Here is a 14,613-nt window from a genome sequence, read left to right on the forward strand (position 1 = left end):
AACCAGTAACCGTCCGATTAACAGTCGGATGCTCTGCCAATTGAGCTACGCGGGATCGCGCGGGAACGATCCTACCAGCAGAGCACGGGAGCGACGGACGCGTCTCAGCCGATCCGCACGCCGCCCAGGCGCTCGGCGACGTCGGGGTCGTGGTGGTCCAGCGCGACCGAGCGGCCGGTGTCGAGCGTCGCGATCAGGCTCATCTCCTCCGGCCCCAGCTCGAAGTCGAAGATGTCGAGGTTCTCCGCCATCCGCTCGGGACGGACCGACTTGGGGATGACGACGACCTCACGCTGGACCAGCCAGCGCAGCACCACCTGCGCGACGGTCTTGTCGAACGTCTCGGCGATCGACGTGAGCGTGGGGTTGGTGAAGATGTCGTTCTTCCCCTCCGCGAGCGGGCCCCACGACTCGATCTGGACGCCGAGCCCGACCATGACCTCCTGGTCGACGGTCCGCTGGTAGAAGGGGTGCGTCTCGATCTGGTTGACGGCGGGGGTGATCTCGTTGTGCGCGGTGAGGTCGACGAGGCGGTCGGGGAAGAAGTTCGACACGCCGATCGCCCGGGCGGCCCCCTCCCGGTACAGCCCTTCCATCGCGCGCCAGAAGGAGTAGTAGTCCCCGAAGGGCTGGTGGACGAGGTAGAGGTCGACGTAGTCGAGGCCGAGCTTGTCCAGCGAGGTCGCGAACGCCGCCCGGGTGCCGTCCTCGCCGCCGTCGTGGTTCCACAGCTTGGTCGTGACGAAGAGCTCCTCGCGCGGGATGCCGCTGGCGGCGATCGCCCGGCCGACGGCGTCCTCGTTGCGGTAGGCGGCCGCGGTGTCGAGGTGGCGGTAGCCGGCGGCGAGGGCGTCGGTGACCACCCGCTCGGTCTCCTCGGGCGGGACCTGGAAGACGCCGAAGCCGAGGATGGGCATCGTCGTACCGGTGTTGAGCGTGACGGTGGGGATCTGGGTCATGCGAGTGCCTCCCGTTGGGTGTGGGCCGCCGGGCGAGGCTGCGTCCGTCCGCGGCCCTGCCATCCTCAGCGCTCCCCCGGTCCGGCGCGAGCGCAGGCGCCGGCCGGGGATGCACGAAGGCCCGGAACCAGGGGTTCCGGGCCTCGCCTGCTCCCGCGACTGGACTCGAACCAGTAACCGTCCGATTAACAGTCGGATGCTCTGCCAATTGAGCTACGCGGGATCGTGCCGCTCGACTGTAACAGGAGCGAGCGGGCGGTCGGGAGCCGCGACCGGCGCCCCGAGGTGTGAGTTGGACCGCACTTGGCTCAGCGCGGCAGTCCCACGGCCTCGCGGACCCGCGCCTCGAGCTCGTCGAGCTGCTGGTCGACGTCCTCCCGGCGCGGCAGCGGGCCGAAGGCGGTGAGCTGGGAGTAGAGGCTGCCGTCCTCCCGGCGCCGGACCGTGGCACGCACCCGGGTGCCCTCGACGTCGATGACCTCCTGGTGGACGACGGAGGCCTGCACCCGCTCGCGGATGGCGGCGGTGAACGTCCCGACGTCGTCGGAGTCGAGGACGAGCCGCTCGTCCGGCCGCTCCCGGTCGGCCCAGGTGATGGTGAACGTCCGGGTGTCCCCGTCCCACGTGCCGGTGTCGATCTCGTGCCACGTCGTGCGCTGCCCCAGCCCGTCCTCGCCGACGACGAGGATCGCCTCGCGCGCGACGACGGCCCACGAGCCGTTCCTCATCGGCGCCACGGCGAGCGGCTTGTCACCCGCGGGCAGGTGGGCGGTGACGGCGTCGGGCAGGCGGGGGGCACGGCGGCGGAAGACAGGCACGTCACCACGGTAACCGAGGGCCCCGCTACGATTGCGGAGCCGTGCGCCCTCCGCACTGCTGCCCCAGTAGCTCAGCCGGTCAGAGCAGCGGACTCATAATCCGTCGGTCGTGGGTTCAAGCCCCACCTGGGGCACCCGTTCGTCCTCGACCCGCGACGACGCGGGTGGCACCGTCCCGCACGGTCCGTCCGGGGGGGTGACGGAACCGGTGGGGGCCGCGGGACGGCGCCTCACCCGGATCTATCGGCAGCGCCGGGTCGTTCGAAAGCAGGAATTGCGGGCCGATATCCCATGCATGGCTCCTCCCTGAGTCTGGACCTGGGCGAAACCGGCCCGAACACGAGCCGGTGCCCCGATATGTTGGAAACGGGTGAGCGGCATCGGGCGGTGCCGGCACCCGCCCTGGGGGGACCGCATGAGACCAGAGACCCGGTCGGACAATCCGGCGACGAGTACGCGTGAGCGATCGTGGCGCGAGGAGCTGACGGCAGACTACGAGCTGTCGCAGGCGAGACTCGAGATCGAGCTCTCCGGCGACATCGAGGAGCACCTGTAGCCGGTCACGGCGGAAGCCGCCCCCGCCAACCCTCGATCAAGCGGGGGTCGGGGGCGGCGGACTACGCCGCTGACGGCTAGATGTGCTCCTCGGCCTCCTCCGGCGCGTCGAGCCGCATCCGCAGGCGTGCCTGGTCCACCTCGTAGCGTGCCGCCAGTGCGTCACGCCAGGAGGACCGAAGTGCCGTGGTGGCCAGCATCGAGGGTGTGATCGCCTGCATGCCCATGGTCGCCCTTTCCCGTCGGGTGCTGGATCACCACCGCCCGTGGCGTCCGACCAGACAGTTCTCTCAACTTATCCCCGAGATTCCGCGGATCCCGCCAAGCCGGGAGAAGTTCACGCTTACGCAGGACCATGGTTCCGCCTAAAGGAGGAGGCGCCGGGGAGTGCGAGGACGCCGCGGCTCAGTGCGCGGGCGCGGGCTCGACGATCCGCAGGTCCTCGAGGAGGTGGAGGAACGCGCGCGCGTACGGGCTGTAGGACACCTCGTCGCGCACCCGCTCCCAGTCGATCTGCTCGCGCAGCGCCCGGGTGAGCGGCAGCAGCCTCCCGAAGTCGCAGTAGTGCTCCCCGAGCACGCGCAGCTTGGAGGACAGCACGTCGGTCGCGCTGAGCACCGGCATCCGCACGGCGAGCACCTCGAGCATCTCGGCGCGCTCCAGCAGCTCGTCGTGCACCGGCTCCCCCGACAACCGGTAGAGCACGTCGACGAGCTGACCCCGGTGGTAGGCCTTGAACAGCCAGTTCTCGGCGGGCTCCTGCACGTCCAGGCCGGCGGCCCCGATCGCCTCCCGGGCGGTCTCGACGTGCTCCTCCTTGACCACGAAGTCCGCGTCGTGCTCCGGCTCGGGGGCGCCCCGCACCCAGGCCGCGTAGCTCCCGCACAGCGCGAAGGGGATCTCGGCCTCGGTGAGAGCGACCGCGGCCATCCTCAGGGCGTCGTGCAGCGCCTCTCGCTCGTCCTCTGCCATGCCACGGGTGTACACGAGCGTGTGCGCCCCTGCACCACGAGCGGACACAATCGGGCCCATGCGCCTGGCGACCTTCAACATCCTCCACGGCCGCTCGCTCGTCGACGACGCGGTGGACCTCGACCGCTACGCGCGCGCCGTCACCACGCTCGACGCCGACGTCCTCGCCCTCCAGGAGGTCGACCGGGACCAGCCGCGCTCCCACGGCGCCGACCTCACCGCCATCGCCGCGGAGGCGATGGGTGCGGTCGAGCACCGCTTCGCCGCGACCCTCGCCGGTCTGCCGACGGCGTGGTCCGCCGCCACCGGCGACCTCCAGCCGGGCACCGCGAGCTACGGCGTCGCGCTCCTGTCCCGCTGGCCTGTGAGCTCGTGGTCGGTCGTCCCGCTGGAGGCGAGGCAGGGGCCGGTGCCGATCGTCTTCCCCGGCAAGGAGGAACCCACGCTCGTCCATGACGAGCCGCGCGTCGCGCTCGTCGCCGTCGTCGAGACGCCGCACGGTCCTCTCACGGCCGTGTCCACCCACCTCACCTTCATCCCCGACTGGACGACGATCCAGCTCGAGCGCGTCGTCGCCGCCCTCGCCGAGCTGCCCCGCCCGGCCGTCCTCATGGGAGACCTCAACATGGCCGGCTCGCGCCCGTCGGTCGCGACCGGCTGGCGCTCCCTCGCCGGCGCGCTCACCTTCCCGGTGACCCACCCGGACCGCCAGATCGACCACATCCTCGCCGAGGGCCCGCTCCGCGCCGTCGGGCGGGCGCGCGCGATCGCCACGGGGATCTCCGACCACCGCGCGCTCCTCGTCGACGTCGAGCCGGGCTGGGGCACTGACGGGGGCGGCTGACCGCCGCCCCCGTCAGCACACTCGGCTCAGTCGCCCTCGCCCAGCCGGCGCCGCAGGACCGGCGCGAGGGCACCCGCGGCGGCGAGCAGCGCGGCGAGCCCGGCGAGCGCCCCGACGCCGGCGCCGGTCCGGGCCAGCTCGCCCGAGCCCGGCGTGGGCGGGGAGACGACGACGGGCGGGGTGGAGCCGGCGGGCTCCGGGTCGGCCGGTGCCGGGGCCGGCTCCGGCTCGGCGGGCTCCGGCTCGGCGGGCGCCGGCTCGGCAGGCTCCGGGCTGGGCTCGGGCTCGACCGGCTCGGGCTGGGCGGCCGCCAGCTCCGGCGTGCTCGCCGGCGCGGTCCGGTGACCGGTGGCCTGCTCGTAGTCGTAGCCCATCGCGAGGAGGTCCGGCTCGGAGAAGGGCAGCCCCATGAGCTCCAGGCCCACCGGCAGTCCGGCGTCCGTGAAGCCCGCCGGGAGGGTGAGGGAGGGGAAGCCCGACTGCGCCGAGGCGGCGCAGTTGGTGCCGGGCTGGGACTCCTCGACCGGCCGGGCGACCTCGCGGATCGTCGGGTAGGCGAGGGCGTCGATGCCGCCGTCGGTCAGCGTCTCGGTGAGCATGTCGCGGACCTGCTGCTGCAGGTCGAGCCGCTCGAGGTACTCCGGGGTGGGCATCTCGGCGGTCGCGTCCCACCGGGCCAGGCTCGTGAGCACCGACGGCGTGACGTCCCCGCTCGCGACGATGTCGGAGAGCGTGAGGCGGTCCGCCGGCGCGGTGAGCGCCGCCAGGCCCACCGGCCACCGGGCGCCGTCCTGCGCGAGGTAGGTGTTGAGGTCGCGCTTGAACTCGTCCCCGATCACCCCCGAGCCGGCGACGGCGTCGACGTACTCCTGCGGCATCTCGATCTCGACGACGGTCGCCCCCTGGGCCTCGAGGTCCGCCACCGCCGCGCGGACCAGGGCCGTCGTCGGCGCCTCCGCGGGCGTGACACCGAGGTACTCCGGGTTGGTGAGCAGCCCGACGGTCCGCCCCTCGAGCGCGGTCTCGTCCAGGACGTCGCGGTAGGACGCCGGCACCAGCCCCTCCGAGCGGGCCGTCACCGGGTCCTTCGGGTCGTAGCCCACCGTGGCGTCGAGGAAGATCGCCACGTCCTCCACCGTCTTGGCGATGGGCCCGCCGACGTCCTGCGTGTCGGACATCGGCGCGATCCCGTCCCTGCTCAGCAGCCCCGTCGTCGGCCGCAGCCCGACGAGGTTGTTCTGCGCGGCGGGGATGCGGATCGAGCCGCACGTGTCGGAGCCGAGACCCGCCGTCGCGAAGCTCGCCGCCACACTCGCGCCCGTGCCGCCGCTGCTGCCGCCCGGGTTGCGGGTCTGGTCGTAGGGGTTGCGCGTCTGCCCGCCCAGCGAGCTGATCGAGGTGATGCCGGCGGCGTACTCGTGCAGGTTGGTCTTGGCGATGACGATGGCGCCGGCGGCGCGCAGGCGCTCCACCTGCGTGGCGTCGTCCGCCGGCCGGAAGTCCGCGAGCGCCACCGAGCCGTTCGAGGTCGGCATGTCGCCGGTGTCGTAGTTGTCCTTGACGACGATCGGCACGCCGTGGAGCGGGCCGCGCACCGTGCCCGCCGCGCGTTCGGCGTCCAGCGCCGCCGCCTCGGCGAGGGCGTTCTCGTTGACCGTGATGACCGAGGAGAGGCCGGGCTGGTCCCCGTAGGCGTCGTCGTAGGCGGCGATGCGGGCGAGGTAGCGCTCGACGAGGGCCACCGACGACGTCTCCCCCGCCTCGAGGAGGGCGGCGGCGTCGGCCACGGTGAGCTCGACCACGGCAGGGAACGGGTCGGGCCGGACCACCACGCCGGAGGCTGCCGGGACGCTGACCCCCAGGCAGGCGATGCTCGCGGTCGCGGTCGCGGCGACGATCCGTCGCCGTGCCGGTCGGCTCGTGTCGGAAGTGCGCATGGTTCTCCTCGCTCGGACGACGCGCTGCGCGCGAGGGCCGGTGGCCCTGCCGGGACGCTAGGAGAAGCGTGTTTCGTCGCCGTTGCCCAGGCGTTTCGCCCGGTTTCGGCTCAGTCGTCGGTGCGCAGGGCACGGCGCCGGTTCTCCAGCGCCACGAGCTCGGAGAACACCTGCACCGACTCCTCGCTGTCCGGCGCGGTGCGCTGCAGGCGCCCGCGCAGGTCGGCGATCTGGCGGGTGAGGCCCATCTGGATGAGCGAGAGCAGCACCCCGCGGGCGTAGTTGCCCAGCGCCTCGGGCCGGTCCTCGGGCAACGGGGAGACGGCCAGCTCCGTGACGACACCGGCCACCGGCCCGCCGGCGTTCTCCCGCAGCATCTCGGTCCACCACGCCGCCGCGTGCCGCTCGCCCTGCTCACGGCCGCGCTCGGTGACGGCGCGGTCGAGCTCGGCGCCGTAGGTACGGGTACCGCCGGCCGCGCGGATCGCGTCGTGCACCCCGCGGTAGGCCGGGACGGTGAAGGTGTCAGGGGGGAGGTCGTCGAAGCCGGCGCCCAGCGCGAGGTGCGGGAGCTGGACGACGACCTCGAGGACCTGACGCTCCAGGCGGGCGACCGGGTCCTCCCGGCCCGGACGCGTCGAGCGACCCTGCGCGGGCCCGGGACCCGAGCCCGGACGGGACGCACCGTCGTCGCCCGGGCGACCGTTGCCGTACTGGCCCTGCGGCCGGCCCTGGTCCCGCGAGGGCGCACCGGCCACGCCCCCCTGGCCGCCCCCGGCCCGCTCGGCGGTGGCGACGGCCTGGCGCACCGTGTGCTCCTCCATGCCGAGCCACCCGGCGAGCTCGCGGGCGTACTCCGAGCGCAGCGCCCGGTCACGGATCCCGGCGACGACGGGCGCCGCGGCGCGCAGCCCGGCGACCCTCCCCTCGGCGGTGTCGAGGTTCACCCGGCGCAGCGCCGAGCGGATCGCGAACGCGAACAGCGGCTCGCGGCGCTCGACGAGGTCACGGACCGCCGCCTCCCCGCGCTGCTGACGCAGGTCGCACGGGTCCATCCCCGAGGGCTCGACGGCGACGAAGGTCTGCGAGGCGAACTTCTGGTCCTCCCCGAAGGCGCGCAGCGCGGCCTTCTGCCCGGCCTCGTCGCCGTCGAAGGTGAAGATCACCTCTCCCCCGCGCGTCGCCCCGGAGGCGAACATGAGCCCGGAGGCGGCGTCGCCGCTCTCCCCCAGGAGCCGGCGCACGATCCGCACGTGCTCCTCACCGAACGCGGTGCCGCACGTCGCGATCGCCGTCCCGATGCCGGACAGGTGCGCGGCCATGACGTCGGTGTAGCCCTCGACGACGACGACCCGCTTCTCCTTGGCGATCGCCCGCTTCGCGAGGTCGATGCCGTAGAGCACCGAGGACTTCTTGTAGATCTGCGTCTCGGGGGTGTTGAGGTACTTGGGGCCCTGGTCGTCCTCGGACAGGCGACGCGCGCCGAACCCGATCGTCTCCCCGGTGACGTCGCGGATCGGCCACACGAGCCGCCCGCGGAACCGGTCGTACACGCCCCGGTTGCCCTGGCTCACCAGGCCGGAGGCGATGAGCTCGGGCTCGGTGAAGCCGCGCCCACGCAGGTGGCGCAGGAGGTGGTCCCACCCGGCGGGCGCGAAGCCGACGCCGAAGGTCGCCGCCGCCTCCTCGGTGAAGCTGCGCTCGGCGAGGAACCGGCGGCCGAGCTGGGCCTGCGGGGTGAGCAGCTGCTCCCGGTAGAACTCCTCGGCCACGCGGTGCGCCTCGACGAGCCGCTGACGTCGGCCGTGGTCCCCGCCCGGACGCGCCGGCCCGCTGCCCTCCTCGTAGCGCAGCTGGACGCCCGTGCGGTTGGCGAGGTACTCCACCGCCTCGGCGAAGCTCAGGCCGTCGAGCTTCTGGACGAAGGAGATGACGTCCCCGCCCTCGTCGCAGCCGAAGCAGTGCCACAGGCCCAGCTGGGGCCGCACGTGGAAGCTGGGGGTGCGCTCGTCGTGGAAGGGGCACAGGCCCTTCATCGACCCGACGCCCGCCTGGCGCAGCGTCACGTGGGCGCCGACGACCTCCTCGATGCGGGCGCGCTCGCGGACGGTCGCGATGTCCTCCCGCTTGATCAGGCCTGCCACGCCCCGAGTCTAGGTGCTCGGCGAGCCGTTCCGGCCGTCCTCCACCGTCACCTGCCGCACAGCCGGGCGTGCCACGCCTGGGCGCTGTGGTCGGTGAGCGAGGCGACCTGGTCGACGACGACGCGCAGCCGGGCGCCGTCGTCGGGCGCCGCGTGCCAGTCGGCGACGAACATGGGCTCGAGGGCGTCCGGACCGGCGTCGAGCAGCGCCTCGGTGATCTCGGTGAGCATCGTGCGCTGCTGGCGGTAGACCGGCTCGTGCTCGCGCGGGGCCATGACGTAGTGGGCGGTCGCCCCCTTGAGGACGACGATCTCGGCGAGCGTGTCGGCGGGCACGACGAGACCGGCCTCGTACCGGGTGAGCGGGCCGGTGCCGTGCTTCTCGCGCGTCGCGTCGTGGGCGGCGTTGCAGAAGCGGCCGATGAGCTGGCTCGTCATGTCCTTGAGTGCGGCGCGGTCGCTCCGGGACTCACTGAAGGACTCCAGCCACACCGGCAGGGCGACGAGCCGCTCGAGGGCCGCCCCGAGCTGGTCGTCGGAGACCGCCGGGTTGTACCACTGGCGCGTCTGGGCGACGACGGCGCGCTGCTGGTCGGCGCGGCGCAGCAGCGCGAGGTCGATCCGCCCGCCGACGACGGCGTCCTCGACGTCGTGCACCGAGTAGGAGATGTCGTCGGCCAGGTCCATGACCTGACCCTCCATGGGCAGCCGCCGCTCGGGCGCCCCCTCGCGCATCCATGTGAAGACCGGCAGGTCGTCGGCGTAGACGCCGAACTTGCGCGACGGGCGCCCGCCGGGCTTCTTCGGGGCCTCCTCGGCCGTCCACGGGTACTTCGTCGCGGCGTCGAGGCTCGCCCGGGTGAGGTTGAGGCCCACCGGCGAGCCGTCGTCGGTGAAGGTCTTGGGCTCGAGGCGGGTGAGCAGCCGCAGCGTCTGGGCGTTGCCCTCGAACCCGCCGATGCCGGCGGCCGCCTCGTCCAGCGCCCGCTCCCCGTTGTGCCCGAAGGGCGGGTGGCCGAGGTCGTGGGCCAGGCACGCCGTGTCGACGACGTCCGGGTCGCAGCCCAGCGCCTTGCCGAGCTCGCGGCCCACCTGGGCGACCTCGAGGGAGTGGGTGAGCCGGGTGCGCACGAAGTCGTCGCTCGAGGGCCCCAGCACCTGGGTCTTGGCGCCGAGGCGCCGCAGCGCCGAGGAGTGCACGACGCGGGCACGGTCCCGCTCGAAGGCGGTCCGGCCCGGGTTCTTCGGCTCTTCCTGCCACCACCGCTCACGGTCGGCGGCGTCGTACGGCGCGCGCTCCACATCGACTGCCACGCTCCGCAGCCTAGTGCGCGCACGGCCGGCCGCGGGGCAGCCGCGGCCGGCCGGCCCTCACGCGAGGGAGAGGAAGAGCTTCTGGAGCTTCTGGACGTCGAGGGTCTCCTCGCCGTCGGACTCCACGAGGCACTGCCTCATGCCCGAGGCGATGATCGCGAACCCCGCCCGGTCCAGGGCCTTGGACAGCGCCGCGATCTGGGTGACGACGTCCTCGCACTCCCGGCCCTCCTCGAGCATGCGGATCACGCCCGCGAGCTGGCCCTGCGCCCGCTTGAGCCGGTTGACGACCTTGCCCATCTCGCCGGGGTCGAGCTTCATCGCGCCTCCTTGGTCAGGTCCGCGAACGCTACCCGGGGCCGGGGCCCGTGGGAGTCGTCCGCGGACGGGTCGCTCGCCGGGTCAGGCACCCGACGTCGCGTCCTGCTCGGCCAGCTCCTCGCGGACCTTGTCCATGTCGAGGCCGCGGACCGCGGCGATGACCTCCTCCAGCGCCGGCGCGGGCAGCGCGCCGGGCTGGGCGAAGACGAGGATCCCGTCCCGGAACGCCATGAGCGTGGGGATGGAGGTGATGGCGGCCTGCGCCGCGAGGCCCTGCTCGGCCTCGGTGTCGACCTTGGCGAAGACGATGTCCTCGTGGGCCTCGGCGGCCTTGTCGTACACCGGGGCGAACATGCGGCACGGGCCGCACCAGGACGCCCACCAGTCGACGAGGACGATGCCGTCGCGGGAGATGGTCTCGGTGAAGGTGTCGGCGGTGAGGTCGACGGTGCTCATGGGGTGCTCCTTGGTCTGGGTGGGCGGGTGCGCGGGCAGGTCACTCGCAGGTGCACCGGTCCTGCGGCTCGACCTGGGCCATGACCTCCTCGGCGTGCACCCCGCAGCCGGTCCAGGTGGTCTTGCCGCAGGTGGCGCATCGAATGGGGCTGCACATGGTCGTTCTCCTCGGGGTGGGGGTGACGGGGTCGGGACGAGGGGTCAGGCAAGGGCGGGGGCCACGACGGCGTCGGGCCGCAGCGCGCTGAGGGTGAGCCAGCCGCCGGAGAGGTTCCGCGCGTCGATGCCCTCGCCGCGCAGGATCCGGGTGGCCAGGTAGGAGCGCACGCCGCTGGCGCAGTGCACGGACACGGGCCGGCCGGCGGCTGCGGCGCGCACCTCGTCCAGGCGCCCGCGCAGCTCGGTGTGCGGGATGAGCAGGGCACCCTCGAGGTGCCCGGCGGCGTGCTCCTGCGGCGAGCGGACGTCGAGGACGAGGCTGGTGGCGCGCACGTCGTCGAGGTCGCCCGGCTGCCACTGCGGCATGGTGCCGTCCAGGACGTTCTGGGCGACGAAGCCGAGCATGTTGACCGGGTCCTTGGCCGAGCCGTAGGGCGGGGCGTAGGCGAGCTCGAGCTCGGCGAGGTCGTCGGCGCCCATGTCGGCGCGGATGGCGGTGGCGAGGACGTCGATGCGCTTGTCCACCCCGGCCCGGCCCACGGCCTGGGCACCGAGGAGGCGCCCGTCGGGGGCGAAGCTCGCGACGATGTGGACCTGCTCGGCGCCCGGGAAGTACCCGGCGTGGTGGCCCGGGTGGACCCGGACGACCTCGTGGTCGATCCCCGCGAACCGCAGCGCGGCCTGGTTCGCGCCGGTGACGGCGGCGGTGAGGCCGAAGAGACGCAGGATCGCGGTACCGAGCACCGGCTGCTGGGGGGTGGTGCGGTGGCCGCAGATCGAGTCGGCGGCGCGCCGGCCCTGCCGGTTCGCCGGTCCGGCGAGCGGCACGGGGCCGACGGCGCCGGTGACGGCCTGACGGACCTCGACGGCGTCGCCGACGGCCCAGATGTGCGGGTCGGAGGTGCGTTGGTCGGCATCGACGCGGATCGCGCCGCGCGGGCCGAGCTCCAGGCCCGCCTGCTCGGCGAGCGTGCTCGCCGGACGCACCCCGACGTTGACGACGACGAGGTCGGCGGGCAGCACGGTGCCGTCGGAGAGGGCGACCGTCGCGGCGCCGTCCGGCGTACCGGTGACGGCGTCGGCGGACACGCCCAGGTGCAGCCCGACGCCGTGCGCGGTGAGCTCTGCGGCCAGGAGCGGGGCGAGCTCGGGGTCCAGGGGCGGGAGGACGTGGTCGGCGAGCTCGACGAGCTCGACCTCCAGCCCGCGCCGCACGAGCGCCTCCACGGCCTCGAGCCCGATGAAGCCGGCACCGAGGACGACGGCGCGGGGCGCACGGCCCTCGGGGCGCGAGCCGAGCAGCTCGGCGACCGCCGACTCGATCGCGTCGAGGTCGGGCACCGTACGCAGGGAGTGGACCACCGGGTGGTCCAGGCCCTCGATCGGCGGGCGGACAGCGACGGCGCCCGGGGCGAGGAGGAGCGCGTCGTAGGACAGCTCGGAGGTCCCGTCGGGCCCGTCCACGGTGACCGCGCGGGCGGCGCGGTCGATCGCGGTCACCCGGTGGCCGGTGCGCACGTCGAGGTCCAGCGTGCGGGCGAGGGACTCGGGGGTGTGGAGGAGCAGGTCCTCGCGCCGGCCGATCTCGCCGGACAGGTGGTAGGGCAGGCCGCAGTTCGCGAAGCTCACGTACCGGCCCTGCTCGAGGACGATGATCTCGGCGTGCTCGTCGAGACGCCGGGCGCGGGCCGCGGCGCTCATGCCACCCGCCACGCCTCCGACGACGACGATGCGCCGGCTCGCGCTCATCAGCGCACCACCCCGCCGGCGCGCTGCCACGCGGCCATCCCGCCGGAGACGCTCGCGGCCTCCAGGCCGGCGTCGCGCAGCTTCTTGGCGCCCACACGGGAGCGCATGCCGCTCGCGCACACGACGAGGACAGGGCTCCTGCCCGCCAGTCGCCGGGGTGCGGTGTCGATCCTGTCGAGCGGGACGTGCAGCGCCTGCGGCGCGTGGCCCGCCTTCCACTCGTGGCTCTCGCGCACGTCGACGAGGGCGGCGCCGTCGCGCACGAGCTCGACGGCGCGCTCCGCGCTCACCGAGGTGCCGAGGGCGCCGTCGTCCTTGCCGCGGCACAGGAGGGAGCGGAGCCTGTTCGCGAATCCAGTGGTGCTCATGGCACCAACTTATACCCCCGGGGGTATCGTGCGCCAGTGACGCCGGCGACACCCCGGTTCGACAACGCGCCGGGCGGCACGGCACAGTCCACCCGTGACCACACCCTCCCCCTGGCTCACCGCACCGGTGATCACCGGGGCCCTCGTGACCCTGCGCCCCTACGAGCCCGCCGACCTCCCCCACGTGCTCGAGGCCCTGGCCGACCCCGAGGTCGCCCGCCTCACCGGCAGCGTCCACAGCGACGAGGAGGCGAGCCGGCCCGACGTCGACGTCGACCACGTCCGCGAGTGGTACGAGGGGCTGGCCGCCCGCGACGGCCGACTCGACCTCATGGTCGTCGACAACGCGACCGGGACCTGGGCCGGCGAGGTCGTCCTCAACGACTGGGACCCCGAGAACGAGACGTGCAACTTCCGCGTCCTCCTCGGGCCGGGCGGGCGCGACCGCGGGCTGGGCACCGAGGCCACCCGCCTCCTGCTCGACCACGCCTTCAGCCACCTGCCCCTCCACCGCATCTCCCTCGGCGTCTACGCCTTCAACCCGCGCGCGCAGCACGTCTACGAGAAGGTCGGCTTCGTCCTCGAGGGCCGGGAGCGCGACGCGCTGCGCTACGGCGGTGCGCGGGTCGACCAGCTCGTCATGTCCGTCCTGCGCCCGGAGTGGAGGGCCCGCCAGGAGACGGGAGCCCGCCAGGAGACGGGAGCCTGACCGGGTGCGAGAATGGGCGCCATGACCGCCCCCAGCCCACCGACGGGCGTCGCGACCGCCGCGGGGCCGGTGACCACTCGCATGGTCCACCGCGCCTCACGCGGACACCAGGAGTGGTGGCGCTACGCCGTCGTCTACGTCAACGAGCCGCCGCTCCTGGGCGCCGTCGCCACGGAGCAGGACGTCGCCCAGCGCATCGCGCAGCTGCGCCGCGTCTCCCGGCTCGGCGTCCAGGCCATCCGCATCGGCTGCCCGCCCCTGCCCGGTGAGGCGGGAGAAGGCGTCGTCGCCGCCGTCGACGAGCTGCTGAAGCGGGCCCGGCGCACCGGCCTGCGCGTCATCCTGCGCGTCGACCCCCTCGACCCGCGCGACGAGGCGTGCGCCCGGTTCTGGCTCAGTCGCGGCGCCGACGGCCTGGACCTCGGCCCCGTCCAGGAGTCCGCCCCGGTCTCCCACGCCCGCTACCGCGAGCTGCACGCCCTGCTCGCCGAGCACGCCCGCACCGAGGACCCGATCCTCTCCACACGCCTCGCCCCCGCAGTACAGGCCCGCGCCGCCGACATGCTCCACGAGGACTGGCTGCACCACCTCGTCGACGCAGACCTGCTCCACGTCGCCAGCCCGTCCGAGCTCATCGCCTCGGTGACCGCGAGCCTGCGCATCCGCGACGCTCTCGGGACCGCCGGTGCCTGGCTCGTGCCCGACGTCGCCGAGGCGGGCACCCCGCTGCTGGCGCTCAGCGGCGCGCTCGTCGTCCTCGCCATGCCCGGCGCCGTCTACCTGCGCCAGGGCATCGAGCTCGGCCTGCCGGTGAAGACGTCGCCCGAGCGGGACGACGCCCGGGTCGCGCGGGCCGCGGAGCTGCTGGAGGAGCAGCGCGGCGTACCCGGCACCCCCTACGAGACGATCCGCGCGGCACTGCGGCTGCGCTCGGACCACCGCCTCGGCCTCGCCCCGCTCGCGTGGGTCGAGGAGCTCGGCGGCCCCGTGCCCGCGCAGGTGCTCAGCTTCCTCTGCGGCGACATCCTCGTCGTCGTCAACCTCGGCGAGGAGGACCTTCCGCTGCCCGAGGACCGCGAGGTGCTCCTCGCGTCCGGTCCGCTCGCCGTCGGCCCGGGCGCCCGGCAGAACCTGCCGCGGCACACCGCCGTGTGGATGTGGCAGGAGCCCCGGCCGCCCGTGCGCGACCCCCGCGCCCGGCGGTAGCCCGCCCGCGGAACTCCGCTCTCGCGCGGAAGTCGGCTCTCGCGCGGAAGTCGGCTCTCGCGCGGAAGTCGGCTCTCGCGCGGAAGTCGGCTCTCGCGCGGAA

14 protein-coding genes and 2 tRNA genes are annotated in these 14,613 nt (G+C 73.9%); 4 read left to right on the forward strand and 12 right to left on the reverse strand.

What is annotated here, in order from left to right:
• Positions 1–104: 104 nt before the first annotated feature.
• The 3 genes from FHE66_RS03760 to FHE66_RS03770 all read right to left on the reverse strand — a co-directional run bounded on the left by FHE66_RS03760 (position 105) and on the right by FHE66_RS03770 (position 1,777).
• Complete coding sequence (locus tag FHE66_RS03760) at positions 105–959, reverse strand: aldo/keto reductase (RefSeq protein ID WP_218013605.1); 855 nt, start codon at positions 957–959, stop codon at positions 105–107.
• Between the two features lie 150 nt (positions 960–1,109).
• A tRNA-Asn gene (locus FHE66_RS03765) sits at positions 1,110–1,182 on the reverse strand.
• A gap of 85 nt (positions 1,183–1,267) precedes the next feature.
• Entirely contained in the window at positions 1,268–1,777 is a 510-nt protein-coding gene (locus FHE66_RS03770) for a hypothetical protein (protein WP_139071659.1), read from the reverse strand.
• A 60-nt stretch (positions 1,778–1,837) separates the two neighbouring features.
• Between FHE66_RS03770 and FHE66_RS03775 the strand changes: the two genes are divergently transcribed.
• Positions 1,838–1,911 (forward strand) — tRNA-Ile (locus tag FHE66_RS03775).
• Positions 1,912–2,409: 498 nt separating this feature from the next.
• Here the strand turns inward: FHE66_RS03775 and FHE66_RS15815 are convergent.
• A complete protein-coding gene (locus FHE66_RS15815) occupies positions 2,410–2,532 on the reverse strand; it encodes a hypothetical protein (RefSeq protein ID WP_255303594.1) in 123 nt (40 codons plus the stop codon).
• Between the two features lie 205 nt (positions 2,533–2,737).
• Positions 2,738–3,304, reverse strand: a complete 567-nt coding sequence (locus FHE66_RS03780) for a nucleotidyltransferase family protein (RefSeq protein ID WP_139071660.1) — start codon at positions 3,302–3,304, stop codon at positions 2,738–2,740.
• A 58-nt stretch (positions 3,305–3,362) separates the two neighbouring features.
• Here FHE66_RS03780 and FHE66_RS03785 point away from each other — a divergent pair, with 58 nt between their 5' ends.
• Positions 3,363–4,148, forward strand: coding sequence for an endonuclease/exonuclease/phosphatase family protein (locus FHE66_RS03785; protein ID WP_139071661.1), 786 nt, complete (start codon positions 3,363–3,365; stop codon positions 4,146–4,148).
• A 26-nt stretch (positions 4,149–4,174) separates the two neighbouring features.
• Here FHE66_RS03785 and FHE66_RS03790 read toward each other — a convergent pair whose 3' ends face one another.
• From FHE66_RS03790 to FHE66_RS03820, 7 genes are all read right to left on the reverse strand, one after another.
• Positions 4,175–6,085 (reverse strand): amidase, encoded by a 1,911-nt coding sequence (locus FHE66_RS03790; protein ID WP_139071662.1) that lies wholly within the window; start codon positions 6,083–6,085, stop codon positions 4,175–4,177.
• Between the two features lie 110 nt (positions 6,086–6,195).
• Positions 6,196–8,229 (reverse strand): DNA primase, encoded by a 2,034-nt coding sequence (gene dnaG / locus FHE66_RS03795; protein WP_139071663.1) that lies wholly within the window; start codon positions 8,227–8,229, stop codon positions 6,196–6,198.
• A 47-nt stretch (positions 8,230–8,276) separates the two neighbouring features.
• Entirely contained in the window at positions 8,277–9,542 is a 1,266-nt protein-coding gene (locus FHE66_RS03800) for a deoxyguanosinetriphosphate triphosphohydrolase (RefSeq protein WP_176554637.1), read from the reverse strand.
• A gap of 57 nt (positions 9,543–9,599) precedes the next feature.
• A complete protein-coding gene (locus FHE66_RS03805) occupies positions 9,600–9,863 on the reverse strand; it encodes a metal-sensitive transcriptional regulator (RefSeq protein WP_139071665.1) in 264 nt (87 codons plus the stop codon).
• An 81-nt stretch (positions 9,864–9,944) separates the two neighbouring features.
• Positions 9,945–10,319 carry a thioredoxin gene (gene trxA, locus FHE66_RS03810; protein WP_139071666.1) on the reverse strand — a complete coding sequence of 125 codons (375 nt, stop codon included), beginning with the start codon at positions 10,317–10,319 and terminating at the stop codon, positions 9,945–9,947.
• A gap of 201 nt (positions 10,320–10,520) precedes the next feature.
• Positions 10,521–12,227, reverse strand: coding sequence for an FAD-dependent oxidoreductase (locus FHE66_RS03815; RefSeq protein ID WP_139071667.1), 1,707 nt, complete (start codon positions 12,225–12,227; stop codon positions 10,521–10,523).
• The gene (locus FHE66_RS03820; protein ID WP_139071668.1) at positions 12,227–12,595 is read right to left on the reverse strand and encodes a rhodanese-like domain-containing protein; all 369 of its coding nucleotides are present in this window, start codon (positions 12,593–12,595) and stop codon (positions 12,227–12,229) included. Before FHE66_RS03820 ends, FHE66_RS03815 begins: the two co-directional genes overlap by 1 nt.
• Before the next feature lie 94 nt (positions 12,596–12,689).
• Between FHE66_RS03820 and FHE66_RS03825 the strand changes: the two genes are divergently transcribed.
• Positions 12,690–13,304 (forward strand): GNAT family N-acetyltransferase, encoded by a 615-nt coding sequence (locus tag FHE66_RS03825; RefSeq protein ID WP_139071669.1) that lies wholly within the window; start codon positions 12,690–12,692, stop codon positions 13,302–13,304.
• A 21-nt stretch (positions 13,305–13,325) separates the two neighbouring features.
• Entirely contained in the window at positions 13,326–14,510 is a 1,185-nt protein-coding gene (locus FHE66_RS03830; RefSeq protein ID WP_139071670.1) for a hypothetical protein, read from the forward strand.
• Positions 14,511–14,613: the final 103 nt, after the last annotated feature.

It is taken from the genome of Georgenia sp. 311, assembly GCF_006151955.1.
Taxonomy (GTDB): Bacteria; Actinomycetota; Actinomycetes; order Actinomycetales; family Actinomycetaceae; genus Oceanitalea; species Oceanitalea wutianyii.

Coding starts and splice junctions, on each gene's coding strand:
- FHE66_RS03760 (WP_218013605.1), bottom strand. CDS start 959: ATGACCCAGATCCCCACCGTCACGCTCAACACCGGTACGACGATGCCC.
- FHE66_RS15815 (WP_255303594.1), bottom strand. CDS start 2,532: ATGCTGGCCACCACGGCACTTCGGTCCTCCTGGCGTGACGCACTGGCG.
- FHE66_RS03780 (WP_139071660.1), bottom strand. CDS start 3,304: ATGGCAGAGGACGAGCGAGAGGCGCTGCACGACGCCCTGAGGATGGCC.
- FHE66_RS03785 (WP_139071661.1), top strand. CDS start 3,363: ATGCGCCTGGCGACCTTCAACATCCTCCACGGCCGCTCGCTCGTCGAC.
- FHE66_RS03790 (WP_139071662.1), bottom strand. CDS start 6,085: ATGCGCACTTCCGACACGAGCCGACCGGCACGGCGACGGATCGTCGCC.
- FHE66_RS03805 (WP_139071665.1), bottom strand. CDS start 9,863: ATGAAGCTCGACCCCGGCGAGATGGGCAAGGTCGTCAACCGGCTCAAG.
- trxA (WP_139071666.1), bottom strand. CDS start 10,319: ATGAGCACCGTCGACCTCACCGCCGACACCTTCACCGAGACCATCTCC.
- FHE66_RS03815 (WP_139071667.1), bottom strand. CDS start 12,227: ATGAGCGCGAGCCGGCGCATCGTCGTCGTCGGAGGCGTGGCGGGTGGC.
- FHE66_RS03820 (WP_139071668.1), bottom strand. CDS start 12,595: ATGAGCACCACTGGATTCGCGAACAGGCTCCGCTCCCTCCTGTGCCGC.
- FHE66_RS03830 (WP_139071670.1), top strand. CDS start 13,326: ATGACCGCCCCCAGCCCACCGACGGGCGTCGCGACCGCCGCGGGGCCG.